Annotated in this window: 17 protein-coding genes; 14 read left to right on the forward strand and 3 right to left on the reverse strand. The window is 61.4% G+C overall.

The window, feature by feature from the left end:
- Positions 1–64 precede the first annotated feature (64 nt).
- The 3 genes from arcC to AOA60_RS17230 all read left to right on the forward strand — a co-directional run bounded on the left by arcC (position 65) and on the right by AOA60_RS17230 (position 2,990).
- Complete coding sequence (gene arcC, locus AOA60_RS17220) at positions 65–994, forward strand: carbamate kinase (protein WP_099585477.1); 930 nt, start codon at positions 65–67, stop codon at positions 992–994.
- 18 nt (positions 995–1,012) lie between these two features.
- Positions 1,013–1,375, forward strand: coding sequence for a DUF5064 family protein (locus AOA60_RS17225; protein ID WP_099585478.1), 363 nt, complete (start codon positions 1,013–1,015; stop codon positions 1,373–1,375).
- Positions 1,376–1,481: 106 nt separating this feature from the next.
- On the forward strand, positions 1,482–2,990 hold the full coding sequence (locus tag AOA60_RS17230; RefSeq protein ID WP_099585479.1) for a sigma-54-dependent transcriptional regulator: 1,509 nt from the start codon (positions 1,482–1,484) through the stop codon (positions 2,988–2,990).
- A 9-nt stretch (positions 2,991–2,999) separates the two neighbouring features.
- Here the strand turns inward: AOA60_RS17230 and AOA60_RS17235 are convergent, their stop codons facing one another.
- Positions 3,000–7,661: a DUF6543 domain-containing protein gene (locus tag AOA60_RS17235; RefSeq protein WP_099585480.1), complete on the reverse strand. Its 4,662-nt coding sequence runs from the start codon at positions 7,659–7,661 to the stop codon at positions 3,000–3,002.
- A 358-nt stretch (positions 7,662–8,019) separates the two neighbouring features.
- On the opposite strand from AOA60_RS17235, the gene gcvH reads away from it, so the two are divergent.
- The 6 genes from gcvH (at position 8,020) to AOA60_RS17265 (ending at position 15,069) form a co-directional block, all read left to right on the forward strand.
- Entirely contained in the window at positions 8,020–8,403 is a 384-nt protein-coding gene (gene gcvH / locus AOA60_RS17240) for a glycine cleavage system protein GcvH (protein WP_099585481.1), read from the forward strand.
- A 10-nt stretch (positions 8,404–8,413) separates the two neighbouring features.
- Positions 8,414–11,251, forward strand: coding sequence for an aminomethyl-transferring glycine dehydrogenase (gene gcvP / locus AOA60_RS17245; protein WP_099585482.1), 2,838 nt, complete (start codon positions 8,414–8,416; stop codon positions 11,249–11,251).
- 89 nt (positions 11,252–11,340) lie between these two features.
- A complete protein-coding gene (locus tag AOA60_RS17250) occupies positions 11,341–12,717 on the forward strand; it encodes an L-serine ammonia-lyase (protein ID WP_099585483.1) in 1,377 nt (458 codons plus the stop codon).
- Positions 12,718–12,755: 38 nt separating this feature from the next.
- The gene (gene gcvT, locus AOA60_RS17255) at positions 12,756–13,880 is read left to right on the forward strand and encodes a glycine cleavage system aminomethyltransferase GcvT (protein WP_099585484.1); all 1,125 of its coding nucleotides are present in this window, start codon (positions 12,756–12,758) and stop codon (positions 13,878–13,880) included.
- A 393-nt stretch (positions 13,881–14,273) separates the two neighbouring features.
- Entirely contained in the window at positions 14,274–14,486 is a 213-nt protein-coding gene (locus AOA60_RS17260; protein ID WP_007977299.1) for a cold-shock protein, read from the forward strand.
- A gap of 94 nt (positions 14,487–14,580) precedes the next feature.
- Entirely contained in the window at positions 14,581–15,069 is a 489-nt protein-coding gene (locus AOA60_RS17265; RefSeq protein ID WP_099585485.1) for an RDD family protein, read from the forward strand.
- Between the two features lie 74 nt (positions 15,070–15,143).
- Here the strand turns inward: AOA60_RS17265 and nadA are convergent, their stop codons facing one another.
- Positions 15,144–16,202: a quinolinate synthase NadA gene (gene nadA, locus AOA60_RS17270; RefSeq protein WP_099585486.1), complete on the reverse strand. Its 1,059-nt coding sequence runs from the start codon at positions 16,200–16,202 to the stop codon at positions 15,144–15,146.
- 238 nt (positions 16,203–16,440) lie between these two features.
- The gene (locus AOA60_RS17275) at positions 16,441–18,015 is read right to left on the reverse strand and encodes a lactate dehydrogenase (RefSeq protein ID WP_256592846.1); all 1,575 of its coding nucleotides are present in this window, start codon (positions 18,013–18,015) and stop codon (positions 16,441–16,443) included.
- A gap of 201 nt (positions 18,016–18,216) precedes the next feature.
- Here AOA60_RS17275 and AOA60_RS17280 point away from each other — a divergent pair, with 201 nt between their 5' ends.
- The 5 genes from AOA60_RS17280 to AOA60_RS17300 are packed head-to-tail and all read left to right on the forward strand — an operon-like array spanning position 18,217 to position 23,649.
- Positions 18,217–18,786 carry an acyl carrier protein gene (locus tag AOA60_RS17280; RefSeq protein ID WP_099585488.1) on the forward strand — a complete coding sequence of 190 codons (570 nt, stop codon included), beginning with the start codon at positions 18,217–18,219 and terminating at the stop codon, positions 18,784–18,786.
- Between the two features lie 10 nt (positions 18,787–18,796).
- Positions 18,797–20,071 (forward strand): beta-ketoacyl-[acyl-carrier-protein] synthase family protein, encoded by a 1,275-nt coding sequence (locus AOA60_RS17285; RefSeq protein ID WP_099585489.1) that lies wholly within the window; start codon positions 18,797–18,799, stop codon positions 20,069–20,071.
- A 1-nt stretch (position 20,072) separates the two neighbouring features.
- Positions 20,073–21,140 (forward strand): beta-ketoacyl synthase, encoded by a 1,068-nt coding sequence (locus tag AOA60_RS17290; RefSeq protein WP_256592847.1) that lies wholly within the window; start codon positions 20,073–20,075, stop codon positions 21,138–21,140.
- On the forward strand, positions 21,137–22,435 hold the full coding sequence (locus AOA60_RS17295; protein WP_099585490.1) for a beta-ketoacyl synthase: 1,299 nt from the start codon (positions 21,137–21,139) through the stop codon (positions 22,433–22,435). Before AOA60_RS17290 ends, AOA60_RS17295 begins: the two co-directional genes overlap by 4 nt.
- The gene (locus AOA60_RS17300) at positions 22,432–23,649 is read left to right on the forward strand and encodes a beta-ketoacyl synthase N-terminal-like domain-containing protein (RefSeq protein ID WP_099585491.1); all 1,218 of its coding nucleotides are present in this window, start codon (positions 22,432–22,434) and stop codon (positions 23,647–23,649) included. Before AOA60_RS17295 ends, AOA60_RS17300 begins: the two co-directional genes overlap by 4 nt.
- Positions 23,650–23,662: the final 13 nt, after the last annotated feature.

The following is a 23,662-nucleotide window of genomic DNA, read 5'->3' on the forward strand; positions in this document are numbered from 1 at the left end:
GGGGCTTGCCCCCTCCCACATTGTGCCTTGTGTCCACAAAGCTGAATTCTAGAAGGATCGTATTATGCGCATCGTCGTAGCCCTGGGCGGCAACGCCCTCCTGCGCCGTGGTGAACCCATGACGGCGGACAATCAACGCGCCAACATCCGCATCGCCACCGAACAGATTGCCAAGATCCACCCCGGCAACGAGCTGGTGATCGCCCACGGCAATGGCCCGCAAGTCGGCCTGCTGTCGCTGCAAGCCGCCGCCTACACCCAGGTTTCACCGTATCCACTGGACGTGCTGGGCGCCGAAACCGAAGGCATGATCGGCTATATCATCGAACAAGAACTGGGCAACCTGCTGGACTTTGAGGTGCCGTTCGCCACGCTGCTGACCCAGGTGGAAGTGGACGCCAAGGACCCGGCATTCCAAAACCCGACCAAGCCGATCGGCCCGGTCTACTCCAAGGCCGAAGCGGAAAAGCTGGCGGCCGAAAAAGGCTGGGCGATTGCCCCCGATGGCGATAAATACCGCCGGGTGGTAGCCAGCCCACGCCCCAAACGCATCTTTGAGATTCGCCCGATCAAGTGGCTGCTGGAAAAAAGCAGCATCGTGATTTGCGCCGGCGGTGGCGGGATTCCGACCCTGTACGGCGAAGACGGCAAACTGCGCGGCGTCGAAGCTGTCATCGACAAAGACCTGTGCTCGTCGCTATTGGCCTCGCAACTGGACGCCGATTTGCTGGTGATTGCCACCGATGTCAACGCCGCTTTTATCGACTTCGGCAAGCCGACCCAGAAAGCCATCGGCCAGGCGCACCCGGACGAAATGGAAAAACTCGGCTTCGCCGCCGGCTCCATGGGCCCCAAGGTCCAGGCCGCCTGTGAGTTCGCCCGCCAGACTGGCAAAACCGCAGTGATCGGTTCACTCTCGGACATCGAAGCCATCGTCCAGGGCAGCGCCGGCACGCGCATCAGCACGGCAACACCTGGCATCACCTATCTGTGAAGTAGAGGAGATACGCCTATGGCCACCTTTGAACCCGGTCACCTGCATATCGAACGTCACGCGCTCAACAATAACGATGTCAGCTACGACCTTTGCCTGGACTACGAAGTCGTCACACATGAGGCGGAAGGCAAAGGCATGCAATTCACCCTGCACGGCAATATCCAGGGCAAGGACATGAAGGAAACCTTTTTCCTCCCCAAGGACCAGGCTTACAACTTCGCCAGCAATGTGACCAAGATCGTCGAGAAATACGGCATTCCCAAGACCCACAGCAGCGTCGGCTCGCAACACAAGCATTACGACATGATGTTCGAAGATGTGCGGCATCAACTGGATATGAAATCCGGTGATCCGGTCAAACCCGAACACCTGGAGTAACGCGGAACAAGTGTGGGAGGGGGCTCGCCCCTCCCACATTTTTTGATCTGCATCGCCTGTCAGGCATACTTGCGGCCTCTCGCACCTCAGAATCGTCAGCCACTGCATGCGTATCCACGTCAGCTTCATCGACCGCGTCGGCATTACCCAGGAAGTCCTGGCCTTGCTTGGTGGGCGCAATCTCAACCTGGATGCGGTGGAAATGGTACCGCCCAACGTCTACATCGACGCCCCGACGCTCAGCGCCGAGGTGCTCGAAGAGCTGCGCGATGCACTGTTCAGCGTACACGGCGTGCGGGCGGTGAAGGTGGTGGACATCCTCCCCGGCCAACGCCGCCACCTGCAACTCGACGCCCTGCTGGCGGCCATGACCGACCCGGTGCTGGCCCTGGACAGCGCGGGCACGATCCTGCTGGCCAACCCGGCGCTGATTGCCCTGTACGGGCGTGAACCGGCCGGGGAAAGCATCGCAGAGCTGTTCAACGACCCGGCGCTGCTCGATACCTTGTTGGAAAACGGCTTTCGCCTGCCCCTGCGCGAGATCAGCGTCAACGGCCAGACCCTCCTGCTGGACGCTACACCGATCACCGATGCCGGCGCCCTGCTCACCCTTTACCAGCCAAACCGCATCGGTGAACAACTCTCGGCGCTGCACCATGACCATGCCGAAGGCTTTGACGCACTGCTGGGCGAGTCGCCGGCGATCCGTACCCTCAAGGCCCGCGCGCAACGGGTGGCCGCGCTGGATGCACCGCTGTTGATCCAGGGCGAAACCGGCACCGGCAAGGAGTTGGTGGCGCGGGCCTGCCATGCCATCAGTACGCGCCACAGTGCGCCGTTCCTGGCGTTGAACTGCGCCGCGCTGCCGGAGAACCTCGCCGAAAGCGAGTTGTTCGGCTACGCCCCCGGCGCCTTTACCGGCGCCCAGCGCGGCGGCAAGCCGGGGCTGATGGAGTTGGCCAACCAGGGCACAGTGTTCCTCGATGAAATCGGCGAAATGTCGCCGTATTTACAAGCCAAGCTGCTGCGTTTTCTCAACGACGGCAGTTTCCGCCGGGTGGGCGGCGACCGCGAAGTGAAGGTCAATGTGCGCATCCTCAGCGCCACCCACCGCAACCTGGAAAAAATGGTCAGCGAAGGCACCTTTCGTGAAGACCTGTTCTATCGCCTCAATGTGCTCAACGTCGAGGTGCCGCCCCTGCGCGAACGCGGCCAGGACATCCTGTTGCTGGCCCGCTACTTCATGCAGCAGGCCTGCGCACAGATCCAGCGCCCGGTGTGCCGCCTGGCGCCCGGTACCTATCCAGCGCTGTTGGGCAACCGTTGGCCGGGCAATGTGCGCCAGTTGCAGAACGTCATCTTCCGCGCCGCCGCCATTTGCGAAAGCAGCCTGGTGGACATCGGCGACCTGGACATCGCCGGGACCTCGGTGGCCCGCCAAAGCGACGGTGAAATCGACAGCCTCGAACAGGCCGTCGAAGACTTCGAACGCAGCCTGCTGGAGAAGCTCTACACCAGCTATCCCTCCACACGACAGCTGGCCAGCCGCTTGCAGACCTCCCACACCGCCATCGCCCACCGCTTGCGCAAGTACGGCATTCCCGGCAAACCCTGAACCCACTCATCACCAGAACGAGCGCCGCCCGCGGTGCTTGACCGAGCCCGTTGTGCTGAAGAACAACTGCGCGGCCTTAGGTGCACTGATGCGCGAATAGTAGATCTCGATAACATCCCTGTCGGTTTTGTCCGCGAGGCTGCGGAAACTCATGAAACGCTGCTCCGGCCGTTTCAAATGGCCGGCGTTGTAGGCGGTGTCAGGTGCGGTGGGCGTCGAGTAATGAAAATGCGCATACGCCAGAACCTTGCCTTGCTTGTCCTTGACCACATACTCCTGCAAAAAATCATCGACACGCTTGAGTGCGATACGGCCCTCAATGCGCAGTATCTGCACCTGATCCTGGGCCTGGAGCCAGGCAATCCCGTCCTCATCGGGCGGCAGACGTTTGATCATGTCGATACGCATCCGACGTCCCGCCTCCAGATAACGGCGCGCAGCCTGCTCCAACTCATCGAGCAGCACCTGGGACGCGGTATCGGGGGTTGAGGGCAACGCCTTGCGAATTTTCTCGGCAACCGCCTGGATAGTCGTGGATTGACGTATCAACCGCGTCTCGACACTGTCCGGCAGACTGGAGCCAAGAGCCTCGGCACGCGCCTGCTGCAACACGATGGGTTCCCTGTCCAACAACCGACGGGCGTCGCCCTTGAGGTTTTCCAGTGAGCGTGTCGGGCGTGGTACGGGCGCCGTCGCCTCGATAACCGGTTCAAAATCATTGGAGCTGGGGCTACGCCGAAAGCTGGTCTGTACGCGCTTATCGATGGGATTGAGGATATCCACGATCTCATCATCCGATTCGGGCGTGCGGGCCCTTACCTTCCCGAGCTGATAGCGATTTTTCCGGTCGCGAAACAAACGTTTGTCGGCACTGAGCACCGACACTGGTTGAGGCGCGCAATGTTCCTCCTGTTCGCGAAGCAGCCCCGACAAAGACTGCGCCGCTTGCTGCCCCAACTCTTCGAGCAAACGGCTCAGTTGTTCGATAACACGCTCGTCAACCACGTCAGCGGCCATATCACCGTACTCCCGCACCCCTGCCTGAGACCGGCGATACTCCCTGGCAATCGCTTCATACCCATTGATTCGTTGCTGCATGCTCAGCAAACCGGGCTCTTGCAGGGTTTTTTGCGACTGAATCGATTGGATCGCCTCACCTAGCAACCCGTGAACCTGCTCAAAGGGCGCAGACTCTTCAGAGGACGGCAAACGGCGCAGCACTGCCCCATATAAAGCCTTTAATTGCATGGACTGCCAGTCCAGAGGCGTGCCCATATCCGAGGGGGCCTTTAAATGCGCATACGGCTCAAACCCAGGCACGCCCATCAATCGCTCACGGGCATTCTGCTCCAGCGTACTCAGTTCGATCAGTTGAACGTTGTACCCTGCGATCGTCCGCGAGGATTGAACAAAGGTGCGATGGGCCGCTTGGGCAATAACCTCGTCGGCGCCATCCATTTGCGCGTCCAACTCAATCAAACGCTCATCGGGAAGAATTGCGTCTGCCCGCACGTTGATCACCACCGTCATCTGGTCGCGCAAGTTCTCGATCATGGCCTCCAGCTGCTTCATCTTCTCCCGCTCGAAAGCACTCACAGGTTTGTGGATGTTCAGTGAATTCAACGCATTTATCCTGTCGCACTGCAGCCGGTATTCGTTTTCCAACTCGATCAAATACTCGGTGCTGATGTCGCGCCGTTGGTGATCAGTGAACGTAGTGGCGCCCGCAGCGTGAGCCTCTTTGTAACGCTTCTGGGCCTGCGCCACCCGAGACAGGACCTCAGCGAGCCTGGCTGACGCGCGGTCGTAGTCACCCTCCAGTCTGCGGTTTTCATTCTGAAGGTGCAGACGCCGCTCGGCGGCCGTGGTCTTTTTTGGCTGCCCGCCGAGCAATCGCAGGCCCAGGTCAATCTTCCAGATACCTTTTGAGTCTTGCCTGAGCCATGGGCCCAAGCGTTGGTTGTTTCTCAAGTCAGCGATCCGCCAGCGATCGCCATCGGGCTTGACGCCATATAGCTTGCTGTCTATCAGCGTGTAATCCTGATGACGGCCTTGCACCCTCACCCGACCGCGCACAGGACTGTCTGTCGAGATCACGCTGGGGTTTGCAGGCCAGGTTTCCCCCGGTCCTGGCGACCATTGGAAGGTTTCGAGCTGTGCTCGCTGCGCCGTGTCAAGCTTGAGCCGAGAGTTGGCCCAGGCATAATCCATGGCCGTGATATCTGCGTGTGAACGCTGCCAGGCGAATTTCCACACGGGTTCAAGCGTGTGGCTGACCGGAATCACCTCCGAGCCTTGGGCCGCACCTGTCGTCACGGTTTTGATCGCGTCCAGGCGTAAACGCTGATCCAGCGTGACCACGGGGCTCATAAGCAGGCCGGCCACACTGCCCATCAGCTCGGCAAGGGCATTGGTAGTCTCTTCCCGACTGGCCTGGGCCGGTAACGCCAGCACTGTGCGAAAGGTCCTGAAGGTTTGGAACAGCCAGCCCGCTACCGCCACAGGCCCTCTGATCATGGGCAACAGCGCATTGAACAACTGCCAGAGATCATTCTTGAACACGGTCCAGCGCAATGCCTCGTTGGAAGCAGATTGCTTCATGGCAAGCTGCCACAGGCTTTTGGCGTTTTCATTGAAGACGGTCGTCAGAAAATCGCCCTGCACCAATGCATCGCTGAGCAGCGCCGGGCTAGATCCGGGCAGCGCGTCGTATTCATCGCCCTGAAGAAACCGCTGAACATGGGGGTTCAGAAAGCCGCCATTGCCAAACATGGCCCGGCTGTCATCCGGCAAACGCTGCAGCACCAGGCATTGCAGGTCGCTGCCCACTCGCGCGATCTCGTCGAGCAACGCCTGGCGACTGGCAAACTGTTGTAAAACCGCTTCGGTGTGATCCGGGCGATAAAGAATGTGCGGCAACTGGCCGTTGTCACGCGGGCCGATGACATACAGGTTGTCCGTTTGATGGGCACGCCCCCCGGCATGCACCAGGAACGCCAGAGGCCGGGCCACTATCACTTCACCGTCGATCACGCGCTTTTGCGGATCGCCCTGCAACATCGCTTGCACCACCAAGGCGCCAGCGCGGGTAAAACCGTAGCGCTGGCGCAGGCTGTGTTCAAAGGCGAGCATCGGCAACTGGATCGCCATCTGATCAACGAACAATCGCCGCCGCCGTGCGGACTCCGCCGGGTCGGCGATCAACGCGTGCTCAAGCAGCGCGGGGTAGTGCTTACCCACATCCACGCTTTCGATCAGGTGCTTGAGGTATGCCGGGGTGATCCGGCCGGGCACCTGGCCCGGCATGGCCTGGTTGCTGATCTGCACACGGGCATAGGCCGTGGCGAAGGGGTTTTCCAACGACCATTGGGTCAAGGTCCTGGAGGTGCGTTGCGTCCAGCCGACGGTGGCGCCCTGGGTGCGCTCGAAGGTCAGGAGGTAATCGTCCGGGTTGATGGGCGCTTGAGTGGGGTAGTCCAGGCGCATTTGCCGTTGCAGCGCTTTGCGTGCATACACATCGATAGGGTCGAGGCCCTCCAGGAACGACGCTCCACCGGTGGCTCGCTGCAGGTGCTCCAGGCGTTCGAGCCACTGGCCATAAACCAGGCGATCAGCACGGTTGGCCAGTTGCAGCCAGACAGGCAACTGTTCTTCATGAGGTTGCTGGAGGTAATCGGGATCGAACCAGGCCAACGGCGACGTGAGTTTGATGAACAGCTGTTCATAGCTGCTGATGTAGGGAAGTGCCGACCAGTCGAGACGATAAACGTTGCGAAGCTGACGCTCGAGCAAGGTCTGGGCCAAGGCATCGAACACATTGCCGTCGGGCTCACGAAGCACCCAGTTGATGGGCACGCCAGGCCGGTAGTGGTTCATATAGCGAGGCAACAGGTTACCCAACGCGTCCAGGGTATCGAGCTTCAGCAGGTTCATCGCCGGGACGTAAACCAGGCTGATCTGTTGCCCCTGAACCCGACGCTGCAGGACCAGCAGTGGCAACCACTCGCCCGCGCGCTCTGCCTGCACGGCATACACCTGATAGATATGCAGCGCATCGGGGCTGCCCACCACCTCTCGATCCGCCCGATATCCCCATAGCACGGTCTCCTCGACACCCAGCCCCAGCAACGACCGCGCGTGCTCGGGCAGCAGCGGTGGATTTTGCCGCGCCGTGAGCAGGCATGCTCGCAACTGGCTGCCAACCGCGTTCCAACGGCTGCGGGCCGGATCGTGAGGCACGCGGGCATTCCAATAGTCCACCAACCGCTGGCCAAACCCCACGAGCACGCCGGGGGCCAGGGTGTTGAGCATCAATTCGATGTCGTCCACGCTGATGACTTGGGTCACCGGTTGGAACACCTCCTCTCCCAAGCGGATCAACAACTGATGATGGCCTGGCGTGTAGTTCAACGCTTCGCCGCTCATGCAGCGTTTGATCAGCGCATCGCTCAAGGTGATGAGCTGCGTGTAGCGACCGCCTGGCTGTATCACACCGATCCAGCTGTTGCTCGCCTGCAGACGGGATTCGGTAAACCACTCGCCTATCCACGCCTGAATCATTGATTGGGCCACCTGAGTCAGGCTCAGGCGGTGGGCAAACAGTTTGGATAAGTAATCGCGGGACTTCCGGGCCTGGGTGGCCTCCGGGGGATTTGCAGTTGAAGCACGCATGGATCGCATCCTGATAACGAGATGAGTGCACGTTAAAACGCGGGCAGGCGGGCATTACGGTAGATAGATCTCCTTGGCAGCGCCAAAAGCGACGCCGACCCGTACTGAAAGCGCTACAGCGTAACGATTTCGCTACAACCCTAGTTTTTGCACGCCATGCAACACTTTGATCCACATAGGCTTTTTTTACCCGGCCCGGCTGTAGCGAAATCGCTACAGCCAAAACGCATAGGCTTATAACCCTATTTGTTAACCTTTTGATTTATAACAATTTATCTGGATTGGCCGCGATCTTGCTAAGCAACTTCCCATTATTTCAATCCCGTCCACCAGACGAATCTGGCCCCGAGGAGTTTCCATGAGCGAGTTGCGTTTCACTGAAGATCACGAATGGCTGCGCGCCGAAGCTGACGGCAGCGTCACCGTGGGTATCACCGCTTTTGCGCAGAACGCGCTGGGTGATGTGGTTTTCGTGCAACTGCCGGAGTTGCAGGCCTACGCCAAGGGCGCTGAAGCGTCCACCGTGGAATCGGTAAAAGCCGCCAGCGGCGTGTACATGCCATTGGACGGTGAAGTGCTGGAAGTGAACGACAAACTCGACGCCAGCCCGGAGCTGGTCAACGAAGACCCGATGGGCGAAGGCTGGTTCTTCCGCTTTAAACCGGCCGACGCCGAGGCTGTAGCTAAACTGTTGGATCAGGATGCGTACGACCGCCTGATCAAAGCCAACGCTGAAGCCTGAGGAGCGCGCCATGACTGTTAATTTGAGCACCGCCAACGAATTCATCGCCCGCCACATCGGCCCGCGCCAGGAAGATGAGCAGCAAATGCTCGCCAGCCTGGGCTTTGACTCCCTGGAAGCCTTGAGCGCCAGCGTGATCCCGGAAAGCATCAAGGGCACCAGCGTGCTCGGCCTGGAAGACGGCCTGAGCGAAGCCGAGGCCCTGGCCAAGATCAAGGCCATTGCCAGCCAGAACCAACTGTTCAAGACCTACATCGGCCAGGGCTACTACAACTGCCACACGCCATCGCCGATCCTGCGCAACCTCCTGGAAAACCCGGCCTGGTACACCGCCTACACGCCTTACCAGCCAGAGATTTCCCAAGGCCGCCTGGAAGCGCTGCTGAACTTCCAGACCCTGATCAGCGACCTCACCGGCCTGCCGATTGCCAACGCATCCTTGCTCGACGAAGCCACCGCCGCCGCCGAAGCCATGACCTTCTGCAAGCGCCAGAGCAAGAACAAAGGCAGCAACGCCTTCTTCGCCTCGGTGCACAGCCATCCGCAGACCCTCGACGTGCTGCGCACCCGCGCCGAGCCGCTGGGTATCGAGGTGGTAGTCGGCGACGAGCGTGAACTGACCGACGTGAGCCCGTTCTTCGGCGCCCTGCTGCAATACCCGGCGAGCAACGGTGACGTATTCGACTACCGCGCGCTGACCGAGCGCTTCCACACCGCCAACGCCCTGGTGGCCGTGGCTGCCGACCTGCTGGCCCTGACCCTGCTGACCCCGCCGGGTGAATTCGGCGCCGACGTGGCCATCGGCAGCGCGCAACGCTTCGGCGTGCCGCTGGGTTTTGGTGGCCCGCACGCGGCGTATTTCTCCACCAAGGATGCGTTCAAGCGCGATATGCCGGGCCGTTTGGTCGGTGTGTCCGTTGACCGTTTCGGCAAGCCGGCCCTGCGCCTGGCCATGCAGACCCGCGAGCAACATATCCGCCGTGAGAAAGCCACCAGCAACATCTGCACCGCCCAAGTGCTACTGGCCAACATCGCCAGCATGTACGCCGTGTACCACGGGCCCAAAGGCCTGACTCAGATTGCCCAGCGCATTCACCAGTTGACCGCGATCCTGGCCAAGGGCCTGACCGCCCTGGGCTTGAAGGTCGAGCAGGAACACTTCTTCGACACCCTCACACTCAACACCGGCGCCAACACCACCGCGCTGCACGACAAGGCCCGCGCCCAGCGCATCAACCTGCGTGTGGTGGATGCCGAGCGTGTCGGCCTGTCGGTGGATGAAACCACCACCCAAGCCGATATCGAAACCCTGTGGTCGATCTTTGCCGACGGCAAGGCCCTGCCCGCCTTCGCCGCCACTGAGAGCACCCTGCCAGCCGCGCTGCTGCGCCAGTCGCCGATCCTCAGCCACCCGGTGTTCAACCGCTACCACTCGGAAACCGAGCTGATGCGCTACCTGCGCAAGCTGGCGGATAAAGACCTGGCCCTGGACCGCACCATGATCCCGTTGGGCTCGTGCACCATGAAGCTCAACGCCGCCAGCGAAATGATCCCGGTGACCTGGGCCGAATTCGGTGCCCTGCACCCGTTCGCCCCAGCCGCACAAAGCGCCGGCTACCTGCAACTGACCTCCGACTTGGAAGCCATGCTCTGCGCAGCCACCGGTTATGACGCGATCTCGCTGCAGCCGAACGCCGGCTCCCAAGGTGAATACGCTGGCCTGCTGGCCATCCGTGCCTATCACCAGAGCCGTGGCGAAGAACGCCGCGACATCTGCCTGATCCCCTCGTCGGCCCACGGCACCAACCCGGCGACCGCCAACATGGCCGGCATGCGCGTCGTCGTCACCGCCTGCGACGCCCGTGGCAACGTGGACATCGAAGACCTGCGCGCCAAAGCCATCGAGCACCGCGAGCACCTCGCCGCGCTGATGATCACCTACCCGTCCACCCACGGCGTGTTCGAAGAAGGCATCCGCGAAATCTGCGGCGTCATCCACGACAACGGCGGCCAGGTCTACATCGACGGCGCCAACATGAACGCCATGGTTGGCCTGTGCGCACCGGGCAAGTTCGGTGGCGACGTGTCCCACCTGAACCTGCACAAGACATTCTGCATCCCCCACGGCGGTGGCGGCCCGGGCGTTGGCCCGATTGGTGTCAAATCCCACCTCACGCCATTCCTGCCGGGCCACGCGGCCATGGCACGCAAGGAAGGCGCGGTCTGCGCGGCACCGTTCGGCAGTGCGAGCATTCTGCCGATCACCTGGATGTACATCAGCATGATGGGCGGCGCGGGCCTCAAGCGCGCTTCGCAGTTGGCGATCCTGAATGCCAACTACATCTCCCGTCGCCTGGAAGAGCACTACCCCGTGCTCTACACCGGCAGCAACGGCCTGGTGGCGCACGAATGCATCCTCGACCTGCGCCCACTCAAAGACAGCAGCGGCATCAGTGTGGATGACGTGGCCAAGCGGCTGATCGACTTCGGCTTCCACGCACCGACCATGTCGTTCCCGGTGGCCGGCACCTTGATGATCGAGCCGACCGAAAGTGAATCCAAGGAAGAACTGGACCGTTTCTGCGACGCCATGATCGCCATCCGCGAAGAAATCCGCGCAGTGGAAAACGGCACGCTGGACAAGGACGATAACCCGCTGAAGAACGCACCGCACACGGCGGCGGAACTGGTGGGCGAATGGAGCCACCCCTACAGCCGTGAGCAAGCGGTGTACCCGGTTGCCTCGCTGATCGAAGGCAAGTACTGGCCGCCGGTTGGCCGGGTCGACAACGTGTTTGGGGATCGCAACCTGGTGTGTGCGTGCCCGTCAATCGAGAGCTACGCATAATCTGAGGACGCACTCAGTCAAAATGTGGGAGGGGGCTTGCCCCCTCCCACATTTGACCACCTCAATAATAAGAAACCGGAGAACAACTCATGTCTTTAAGCGTGTTCGACCTGTTCAAGATTGGCATCGGCCCCTCCAGTTCCCACACCGTCGGCCCGATGCGCGCCGCTGCCCGCTTCGTCGAAGGCCTCAAGCGCGACAACCTGCTGACCACCACCTGCGGCATCAAGGTGGAGCTTTATGGATCCCTCGGCGCCACCGGCAAAGGCCACGGCAGCGACAAAGCCGTGCTGCTGGGCCTCGAAGGCGAACACCCGGACACCGTAAACACTGAAACCGTGGCCGCCCGCCTGGCGCAGATGCGCAAGGACGGCCGCCTGAACCTGCTCGGCGAACACAGCATTGCGTTCAACGAGAAAGAACACCTGGCGATGATTCGCAAACCCCTCGCCTACCACCCCAACGGCATGATTTTCCGTGCCTTCGACGCCGCCAACATCCAGATCCGCAGCCGCGAGTACTACTCGGTGGGCGGCGGTTTTGTGGTGGATGAAGACGCCGCCGGCGCCGACCGGATTGTCGAAGATGCCACGCCGCTGACCTTCCCTTTCAAGCACGCCAAGGACTTGCTCGGTCATTGCGCCACCTACGGCCTGTCCATCAGCCAGGTGATGCTGACCAATGAAAGTGCCTGGCGCCCGGAAGCCGAAACCCGCGCCGGCTTGCTGAAGATCTGGCAGGTGATGCAGGACTGCGTCGACGCCGGATGCCGCAATGAAGGGATCCTGCCCGGCGGCTTGAAGGTAAAACGCCGCGCTGCCGCGTTGCATCGCCAACTGTGCAAGCACCCGGAATCGGCGCTGCGCGATCCGTTGTCGGTGCTCGATTGGGTCAACCTGTACGCGCTGGCGGTCAACGAGGAAAACGCCAATGGCGGGCGCGTGGTGACGGCGCCCACCAACGGTGCGGCCGGGATCATTCCGGCGGTGCTGCATTACTACATGCGCTTTATCCCGGGCGCGAACGAAGACGGCGTGGTGCGTTTCCTGCTCACCGCCGCCGCCATCGGGATTTTGTACAAGGAAAATGCGTCGATCTCCGGGGCTGAAGTCGGTTGCCAGGGCGAAGTCGGCGTAGCCTGCTCCATGGCCGCAGGCGCTTTGTGCGAAGTGCTGGGCGGCAGCGTGTCCCAAGTGGAAAACGCTGCCGAAATCGGCATGGAACACAACCTCGGCCTGACCTGCGACCCGATTGGCGGATTGGTGCAAGTGCCCTGCATCGAGCGCAATGCCATGGGCTCAGTCAAGGCCATCAACGCCGTGCGCATGGCCTTGCGCGGCGACGGTCAGCATTTCGTCTCGCTGGACAAGGTCATCCGCACCATGCGCCAGACCGGCGCCGATATGAAAAGCAAATACAAGGAAACCGCCCGTGGCGGTTTAGCGGTCAACATTATCGAGTGCTGACGCCCAAGGCGCGGCAGCACGTTTTTCAGGAGCTGAATATGTCCACCGAAACCCTGTTGAAAACCCCATTGCACGCCCTGCACATCGAATTGGGGGCGCGTATGGTGCCCTTCGCCGGCTATGACATGCCGGTACAGTACCCGTTGGGTGTGATGAAGGAACACCTGCACACCCGTGAACAGGCCGGGTTATTTGACGTCTCCCACATGGGCCAGATCCGCCTCACCGGCGCCAATGCTGCCAAGGCCCTGGAAACCCTGGTGCCGGTCGACATCATTGACCTGCCGGTGGGCATGCAGCGCTACGCGATGTTCACCAACGAGCAAGGCGGCATCCTCGACGACTTGATGGTCGCCAACCTGGGCAACGACGAACTGTTCCTGGTGGTCAACGCCGCCTGCAAGGACCAGGACCTGGCGCACCTGCGCAAATATATTGGCGATCAGTGCACCATCGAGCCACTGTTCGAAGAACGCGCCCTGCTCGCCCTGCAAGGCCCGGCGGCAGTGAAGGTGCTGGCGCGCCTGGCGCCGGAAGTGACCGGGATGACCTTTATGCAGTTCGCCTCCCTGCGCCTGCTGGGCGTGGACTGCTACGTCAGCCGCTCCGGTTATACCGGTGAAGACGGCTTTGAAATCTCCGTGCCTGCCGCCAATGCCGAAAGCCTGGCGCGCAGCCTGCTGGCCGAAAGCGAAGTACAGGCCATCGGCCTGGGCGCCCGCGACTCCCTGCGCCTGGAAGCCGGTCTGTGCCTGTACGGGCATGACATGAACACCGAGACCACGCCGATTGAAGCCAGCCTGCTGTGGGCGATCTCCAAGGCCCGTCGCGCCGATGGCCCGCGTGCCGGCGGCTTCCCGGGTGCCGACCAGATCTTCACCCAGCAGCAGACCGGTGTGAGCCGCAAGCGCGTCGGCCTGCTACCCCAGGAACGCACCCCGGTACGCGAAGGCGCCGAGATTGTCGACGCGCAGGGCACGGTGATCGGTAGCGTCTGCAGCGGCGGCTTTGGCCCAAGCCTCGGCGGCCCGTTGGCCATGGGTTATCTAGACAGTGCGTTTATCGCACTGGATACCGAAGTCTCTGCGTTGGTGCGTGGGAAAAAGGTGCCACTTCGTGTAAGTAAAATGCCATTCGTGCCACAGCGTTACTACCGTGGTTGATTGACTGTTCCTATAAGTAACGCGGTTGCGTTAACGCGCACTAATCTGTAACGCAACCGCCATAAAACAGTGCAGGGACGATAGTCATTTTTATAGGAATCAACCTATAACGAGTGACACTTTCTATCGAATAAGCCGATTCCACATTACTCAGCGAAGTGTCATCAGGCCCAGCAAAACCTGGGCTTTTGGCAGGGGTTGTTTTTTCTCTATTAGTTGGCGTAGAGTTTGCCCACTGTGTTTGCATGGGTCGCTTGGAACCTGGACCTGGGCAGTAGCTGAAGTAGTTGTGCTACAACCCGTTCGACGTCTCTTACTTTCCTGCAACCCAGCCCAGTACTCTTTCATGTGAAAGGGGCTGTCATTAATTTTAGCGTCAAAGGAAAGAAGAAAATGTCCCAACGTCAGAGCGGTACCGTCAAGTGGTTCAACGACGAGAAAGGGTTTGGTTTTATCACGCCGGAGAGCGGTCCGGATCTGTTCGTGCATTTCCGCGCCATTCAGGGCAACGGCTTCAAGAGCCTCAAGGAAGGCCAGAAAGTGACCTTCATTGCTGTGCAAGGCCAAAAAGGCATGCAGGCCGACGAAGTACAAGCAGAAGCCTGATCCTTCCTGCGACAAAAAGCCCCTGACATGACATCAGGGGCTTTTTTATGGGCGCGATTCCGTAAAATGCGTTTTTTCCTCAGAGAGTCCTGCCATGTCCAAACCCTTGCTGAGCCCCCAAGGCGAATTCCCCGCCGTTGGCCTGGGCCGTCGCCTGGCAGCGATGTTCTATGACTTCCTGTTGTGCACCGCCCTGCTGATCGTCACGGCGTTTATCTACAAGCTGGTGTGGGTGGCGTTCCTGGGCGAAGCCAGGATGCGCACCCTCACCGAGTCCGGCGCCCTGGATGGGGACCCGCTGCTGTCGACGATTCTGTTTTTTGTGCTGTTCGGCTTCTTCGCCAAGTTCTGGACCCATTCCGGGCAGACCCTGGGCATGCAGGTATGGGGCGTGCGCGTACAGAACGCCGACGGCTCGCGCATCAGCCTGTGGCAGGCGCTGTTGCGCTTTGTGGTGTCGATTGCGTCGTGGTTGTGCGTGGGGCTGGGGTTTATCTGGGCGTTGTTCGACAAGCAGAAACGCGGCTGGCATGACATCTACTCAAACACGCAACTGGTGCGGGTTCCGAAGCAGAAAAAGTAATCCCAGGAACACTGAAGATCCAAATGTGGCAGGGGGCTTGCCGCTCCCACATTTGGACTGTATTCACAGCTGGCTCAGGCGTTGCCGGCCAGCTTCAGGCGCGCGGCGTGGGTAAAGTCCAGCATGCGCTTGAGTGGTCGCACGGCATGAGGAATCACCGAAGGCTCGACGAAGATCTCGTTGCTCCCCTCTCGCAGGCACTGCAACGTGCGTTCCAGCGTGTTCATCGCCATCCACGGGCAGTGCGCGCAACTGCGGCACGCGGCGCCGTTACCGGCCGTAGGCGCTTCGACGAAGACCTTGTCCGGGCACAGCTGCTGCATCTTGTAGAAGATGCCGCGGTCGGTGGCGACGATAAAGGTCTTGTTGGGCAAGCGTTGCGCTGCAGCGATCAGTTGGCTGGTAGAGCCCACGGCATCCGCCAGTTCGATCACCGCTGTCGGCGATTCCGGGTGCACCAGGATCGCAGCATCCGGGTACAGCGCCTTCATGTCTTCCAGTTGCTTGGACTTGAACTCTTCGTGGACGATGCACGCACCGTCCCACAGCAGCATGTCGGCACCGGTCTGGCGCTGGATGTAAGTGCCCAGATGCTTGTCCGGGCCCCAGATGATGGTCTCGCCGTTGTCCATCAGGCTTTCGACGATTTCCAGCGCGCAGCTGGAGGTCACCACCCAATCGGCCCGGGCTTTGACCGCCGCCGACGTGTTGGCGTACACCACCACGGTGCGTTCGGGATGCTGGTCGCAGAAGGCCGAAAACTCATCCACCGGGCAACCCAGGTCCAGGGAGCAGGTGGCTTCCAGGGTGGGCATGAGGATGCGTTTTTCGGGGGTGAGGATCTTGGCGGTCTCGCCCATGAAACGTACACCGGCGACCAGTACGGTCTTGGCCGGGTGGGCTGCGCCGAAGCGGGCCATTTCCAGGGAGTCGGAGACACAGCCACCGGTTTCTTCGGCCAGGGCCTGGATCACCGGATCGCAATAGAAGTGGGCAACCAGCACCGCGTCCTGAGCTTTCAGCTCGGCGGCGATGGCGGCACGCAGGCTCGCCTCTTCATCGGCGCTGAGGGCCTTGGGCTGCTTGGCGTCGAGGTGGGCTTGAACCAGTAGGCGTTCAGATATCTGCGTCATGTTCGCAAGACCTGCAGGCGCAGTTGCGCGAAAGTCGAGTGTACCACCGGCTCTGGAGCCCTTCGGGCGCCGCCGGACGAAGTGATTGTGTTCATCAAGCACGGGTAAAGGTGAAGCTGCGCAAGGCTACAGAATATCCAATGGTTTCAAAAGCCTAATCTGGCATTCGCGAGTGCGTCCGTCGGGCAAAAAAACGGGAAACCCCGACAGTGGGGTTTCCCGTATTTTACGACGGCCGTCAGCGTATCAGTGCAGAGGGATCTTCTTGCAACATCACCGATTCATGCATGTTCGCCAGGGCGTCCTTCAAGGTCGACTCTTGCAGCGCGTCCTTGGACTTCTTGCTTTGCGTCGCCGCGTACTCCAGCAGCACCAAATAGTCGCGCTGGACCGAGGCTTGCTTGGGCACAAAGGTCTCGTCGACCAACTTGCCCAACACGTATTTCTGCGTGCGAGTGGACTGGCTGGCCTCTTGCGAAACAGAGGCGTTGGTCAGCAGGCCATCCTTATAGGCGAGGTTGGCCGAACTGCTCGCGTTGTCCTCAACCTGCACATAAAGGTAGTTTTGCGAGTTTTCATCGCGAGTCAGCCCCGGATTTTTACTGCCATCAAGGCCCTTGTGATAACTGGCCGAAAGGCTCGATTGCTGGTCCTGAGTCACGCTGCGGTCCAGTGCGCTGCTGCCGCTGACACGGGTCTTCTGCGACACACTGTAGGCAAATCTGTCGATTTCAGAGGGGCGTATCGGGTTGGAGGATTCGCTGGCTTGCTTGAGAGAGGCCTTGAAGTCCGCCAGGCCGGTCAGCAGGCCTTGGTCAGTCGGGTTACGGGTCAGCGCGTCAGGAAGGCTTATACCTTGTGGGTAGTTGCTGTTCATGGCGCTGAACGCGTCCTTGAACATCGTCATCAGGTCCGCCTTGGCATTGCCACGCTCCTGCGCCCGGTCAAACTGAGCCAGGTAGCTTTTCAGGGCCTTGGCCTGCTGCTGGGCATTGCCCAGGATCGCAGCGTTTTTCAGGTCTACCGCCACGTTCACTTCGCCGCCCGGACCACTCATGCGCGTAGTGCGGCGCTGGGCGTCGGCGTGGAAGGCCAAGGTCTGGTTCTGACCGTCCAGCGTCTTCACTTTAGCGTTGAGATCAACCGAGGCCAGTACCTTGGGGTCAAACCTGGTCAGGTTACCCAGATCAATTTTAGGCGGCGTTGCGGTAAGGCCATCGATCGCTGATTGGAAGGCGCTGCCCAATTGGCCGACCGCCTTGAGTTCGTCGTCGGTCAGGCTGCCCCCTTCCACCGTTGCCTGCACGCCCAGGCCGTCGCTCTGGCTGGACAGGCTGAAGGTGACGGTCTTGCCGCTGGCGGTCTTGATACTGAGGCTGACCAAGTTGTCGGCGCTGCTGTGCAGCAGCGTCTGGTCGACTTTGATCTCACCAGCATTTTGCGCGCGGTCGGCGCTCGCGTAGAGCACAGACTGAGAAATGTTCGTACCGCTCTTGGCGAACAGCTCCACAAGGCCGGCGCCCAGGCCATTGAAGCGATTGGCTGTCGACAATGAATTGAAATTGGTATTGATCGCCTTGCTGAGGGCGTCCTGGCTGTCGCTCTCCCACGCTCGCACGACCTCCTGGCCAGGCAGTTGGCCGCGACGCGAGTAGGTGTCGGCAAGCATATCAGACGTCACATTGCCCAGGCTGACGACCGAAGAGGGTCGTACAACGGCGGTAGAGGTGGTCTGCGCAAGACCGACGGTGGAAGGTTCAGCAGGCCGGATAACCAATGTATTGACGGAGCTGATAGGCGAAAGCGTAGTCATGACGATCCCTGTCTTGAGTTGAACTGCCTTGATTAAATCCAACCAGCCCGGCACAGGGCAAGCGATAAAAACAGTAGTAGCACATTGACTCTCCCCCTGGCAGGAGGGTTTACGCTACCCGCCGTCAAAAATCACCTCAAGCAAATCCCCGTCAGGGCCAATGCTCATACCCTTCATTTATGCGTTATAGGGAAATAACCTTTGAACAATCCACTGGACTTGGACAGCGTCATCACCACCACCCGCGAAATCCTCGCGCAGCTATTGGTGATGGACCTCGCAGAGGTCGATGAGCACAGCAGCATCGTGGAGGATCTGAATGCCGACTCCCTGGATATCGTCGACCTGAGTTTTCAGCTTGGCCGTAACTATGGCTGCACGCTGCCTAAAACCAGCGTGCTGGACCATGCGGTAGCCGTGTTTGGCGACGTCAGCGAACTGGTCGAAAAAGGCCGTATCACCCAAGCTGGGGTAGCGCTCCTGGAGCAGAGCCTGAGCGCATTTGCACCCGGGCAACTGCACGCCGGCATGCAGCCGGCGGACGTGTTCGCGGCCACGACGGTGCGTAACTGGGCCGTGCAATGCTACCGGATGTTCGACCACCTGCCCGCGACCTGCCCTGAATGCAATGCCGACCAGGCGCGTCTGAATGAGCGTCGCCAGGTGGTGTGCGGCGGTTGCAGCGCGCGCTTGACGCCGATGGAAGGCGACGACATTTCTCGCCAGCTGGTTGAGCAGTTTGCCGCGTCCCGCTTGCCGGAAGCGGTCTAGGAGTTTCTTCATGGGGCCGCGAGAGGTTTTAGTCACGGGCTATGGGTTGGTAGCGCCCACGGCACTGGACGCTGCAACGCTGTTTGCGCAGATCGGCGCAAAGCGTTCGTGCATTCGCCAACACCCGGTGTTTGCCGAGTTGGGTTTTGCGGCGAGCGCCGCGGGTTACATTGACCCCGTTCAATGGCAAGCCATCAGCGCACAAGTGGCGACGGGTGACACAACCCTGCCGCGCCAGAGCCTGCTCGCCGAGTTCGTGGCCAGGCAGGCGCTGCAGCAGGCAGGCCTGGTTCGCGCCGACTTCGCCCGCGTGCCCAGCGGCGTGTTCCTCGGCGCCAACAAGCATTGTGTAAGCCGTGACCTGCAAGAGGCCAGCCGTTATATGGACGACGTCGGCAGCGTCGACCTGGATCGCTACCTGGATAACCACACCCTGGTGGGCGGCCCATTCGCTCGTCGGATCGACCAGCAGACGGTGCACATCGCCCGCCTGCTCGGCATTCGCGACCATATCAGCACCCACTCCGATGCCTGCGCGGCCGGTACCATGGCAATCGGCGCCGCGTTTCGCGCCATTGAGCGCGGTGACATCGACCTGGCCCTATGTGGCGCCGTCGAGTTGATGGCCCATGAACTGTCGTATTACAGCTTCGACGGCCTGGGCGCCATTTGCCAACGTGCCGACCTCGCGCCCGAACAACAGAGCCGCCCGTTCATGAACGACCGTTGCGGGTTCGTCCTCAGCGAAGGTGCGGCGATGATCGTGCTGGAGTCCAGGGAACATGCCGAGCGCCGCAAGGCCACGCCAATCGGCCGCGTCCTGGGTTACGCCAACTATTGCGAAGCGCAGAAGATCACCTCCAGCAGCCGCGATGGCAGCCATTACGCCCATTGCATGAAGGCAGCACTCGCCCATGCAGGCCTGGGCTGCGACGCGGTCGATCACGTCAATACCCATGGCACGTCGACCCAGGCTAATGACCGCAGTGAAGCCCTGGCGATTGCGCAGGTATTCGACACCGGCGTAAGCACGATGACCTTCACAGCCAACAAATCGGCGATCGGCCACTCCCTTGCGGCCAGCGGCGCGATCGAGGCGGTGCTGTCACTGATGAGCCTGCAACAGGGCGTGCTGCTACCCACCCTTAACTATGACCCGGCAAACGCCGAGTTCCCTGAGTTGAATTTCCTGACCGAAACGCAGCGCCAGCCCATCGATGTGGTGCTGTCCAATTCGTTCGGTTTCGGTGGCGTCAACAGTTCGCTGGTTTTGGGAAAAGCATGAGATGAACAGCCTTCAAGCAAAACCCGTCTACCTGATCGCCGCTTCGGTGTTCAACCACGCCGGCACTGAGTGCACCGACTTGCACGGCCCGGTGCAGGCGGCACAACCGCTGGATTTTGCCCCGGACCAGCTGGCGTACCCCGTGAGCGTACCGCGCTTGCCGACCACGGTGTTCGACCGCAAGATTCAACGCAGTGTCGAACCTCAGGGCGCTCGGCTGCTGTACTGCGCCGGGCAGATTGCCGGCCCGTTGAAGGACTTGCAGCTGCCTGGCGAGCGGGTGACGCTGATGGCTGCCATCCCGGAAGTGGACGGCCCCAGTTCCTGCTGGGAGGCCGTGCAGGCCATCGCCGAGCAACCGGATGCGCTGCTCACGCAACTGTTTGCCTATACCCCGCCGCTGCATGCATTGATGATGCTCAACAGCAGTGTCATGGCCTATGTCGCCGAAGCGTTGCACTGTAATGGTCCGATGGGCGGTTTCTGCTCACAGAGTAATGCCGGGGTCGACGCGCTGATCGAGGCCTTCGAACATATCGCCGAGGGGCGTGCCGATGCAGGGGTCGTGGTCAGCAGTAGCCCGAATCTCTCGCCGGCCCTGTACCTGCGCGACACCACCGAACGCCCTCCTCTCGCGACCCCGGACGTTTACGGCGAAGGCGCCGCAGCGCTGTTGCTGACCGCCTGCCCTCCTGCAAACGGTGCACGCGCCCTGCGCATCGCCGGCTTCGCCCGTGGCTACAGCGCCTCGCCCGAACGTTCCCACGCCGTGGCGAGCAAGGTCATCCAACAGACATTAAGCAGAGAAAAACTGGGTTTGCGCGACGTAGCCCATATTGTCGCCGCGCCTGACACCCCATCCCTGGCGCGTCTACTCACAGACACCCAGGCGATTCTCCACAGCTGCCAGCCCATGACCGGCAACCTGGGCGCCAGCGCCCTGCTGACTGAAATTGCCCTGGCCTTTCACGATCAACACGATGGCTACACGCTGCTGCTCAATCACAGCCGTACGGGCCATTGGGGCGCCGTATTACTGGTCAATGAAGCCATGGAGAAACAGGCATGAGTCCACCAAGGATTGTGATCACCGGCCTGGGTGCCGTGACCGGTTTCGGTTTCGAATGGCAAACCATGTGGGCGCAGATGCTGCTCGGTGAGCACTGCATCCGCCCCTGGCAGCCCGAAGGCGTGGCCGACGGCACCTTCCCGGTGCGCTACGCGGCGCCGGTGGACACTCGCCAACTACCGGACTACCTGCAAGGTCACCGCGCCTGGCAGACGCCCCTGGAAAAACGCAGCCAGTTGGGTTGGGTGGCGGCCAGCCAAGCCATCAGCGACAGCGGCCTGAGCCCCGCGCAGTTGCGGGATGCCGCCGTGCTGTGTGCTTCCGGCGCACCGGCGCACAAGATCCAGGACATGCTGCTGACCGTCGCCGATGAGCCGAATGCCCCTCCGGCCTGGCGCTACTTGATGGCCAAGGCTGAGCAGGTCGATGCCGCCCACTCGTTGTGCCAGAGCAATGACCGCCTGGCCCGGGTGATCGCCGACGACATAGGTTGCGAAGGCCCGGTGATCAACATCAGCAGCGCCTGTGCCGGGGCTTCCCAGGCCATCGGCAACGCATTCCAGATGATCCGCCGGGGAGAAGTCGACGTCGCTATCGCTGGCGGCGCCGATTCGGTGCTGAGCCTGGACACCATGACCGCGCTTTACCTATTGGGTGCGGCGAGCAGCGAGCAACGCTGGGGCACCGGGCTTTGCCGCCCGTTCGATCGCCATCGCAGCGGTCTGGTTGCCGGTGAGGGCGCAGGTTTTGTGGTGCTCGAAACCCTCGAGCGGGCACTTGCCCGTGGCGCCGTGCCCTATGCCGAAGTGCTGGGTTTCGGCAGCAGCCTGGACGGCTATAAGGTCACCGCGCCCGACCCGCAAGGGCGAGGCGCCGCCCTGGCGATGCAGACCGCCTTGCACGACGCCGGCATCCGCCCGCAACAGGTGGACCTGATCAACGCCCACGGCACCTCCACCCCGCTCAACGATGCCGCCGAAACCCTGGCGATCAAGTCGGTGTTCGCCCAGGACGAGCACTATCGACGGCTGGCGATCAGCGCCAATAAATCCCAATTCGGCCACTTGATCGCGGCCGCCGGCGCCCCCGAATTCATCGTCACCGCACTGGCCTGCCAACAGGACAGGATTACCCCGACCCTCAACCTGCACAGTGCCGCCGACGACTGTGACCTGGACTACTGCGCCCATCAGACCGTCAACCGCCGGGTCGATGTGGCACTCAGCAATTCATTCGGCTTCGGTGGGCTCAATACCTGCCTGGTGCTGGGCAAATACCAGGAGCACGCGCAATGAGCGGCGTACCGCCCCCCATCGCCATTGCCGGCAGCGGCTGTGTCCTGGCCAGCGGCTGGGGCGTGGACGCCTTCTGGTCGGCGGCCTGTGAGTCGCGCAGCGGGATCAAGCCCTTGCGCTCTTTGCAGTTTCACAGTGAACGGGTCACGGCTTTCGGGCAGATTCACTATGACGATCACCAGCGCAGTCGCCAGGACCTCGCCCAAAATCTGCAACGTTACTGCACGCCCGCCGTCATCTGGGGCGTCAGCGCCGTTCGACAGGCACTGGCCGAAGCCCAACTGACGCCGGGCGCCGACGGCCTGACCTACGGCCTCTATTGCTGCCAGGGTGGCTATACCCACCCGTCACTGGCGTCCTACGGCGAGTTGCTCCACGAATGCCGCCAGGGCGAAGGTGCCGACATGCAGCACCTGGCCCGGCGTATCTTGCACGAGCGGGCACAGGACCCGTTCCTGGTGCTCAAGGGCCTGAGCAATATCCTCCTGGGCGTGGTCAGCCTGGCGCTCAAGCTTGAGTGTGAATGCAACGCCTACATGCAAGGGGTCTCCGGCAACCTGGCGGCCTTGCGTGAAGCGTGCGCCGCGTTGCAGAGCGGACGAATTGACGTGGCGATCATCGTCGGTGCGGGCAGCGAACTCGATGCGCTGGCACTCAGCGCCCTGGTGCAGGCCGGCACGATCAGCGCCGACGGTTCGGACACCCTGCGCGCTTTCGATGCGCACGGCACCGGCGGTATCGCTGGCGAAGGCGCGGCGGCCCTGGTCCTGCGCCGTCGCGAGGATCTGGGCGATGAACCCCAGGTCTGCCTGCAGACAATGACCGCCGATGCCGCGATCGAGCACTTGAACTTGCCAGACCAGCAAGTCGACGTGCTGGTGTGCAGCGGCACCGGCACGCCCGACAAAGACCGACAGTTGAGCCACACACTGGCCCGAACCGGCGCCGCCCACATCACCAGTGGCGTAACGCTGACCGGCCTGCTGAGTGCGGCTCCCAGCCTGGCGGACCTGATCCTGGCCCGCTGCGCCCTGCTCGCCCAGCGTGTGCCACCGATTGCCGGATTAAGCCAACCCGTGGCCGCGCAGTTGCCGTTTGTGCTGGGGGCTCCCTGCTCGACGCGGCTCGACGATGGCCTGGTGCTCAACCGCGACGACAACGGTTTCAGCGCTTGCTACCAATTGAAGTACAGCGAACAGGCCAACAGCGCCTGACGTGTGTGTACCC

This window comes from Pseudomonas sp. 2822-17, from assembly GCF_002742485.1.
Taxonomy (GTDB): domain Bacteria; phylum Pseudomonadota; class Gammaproteobacteria; order Pseudomonadales; family Pseudomonadaceae; genus Aquipseudomonas; species Aquipseudomonas cyclaminis.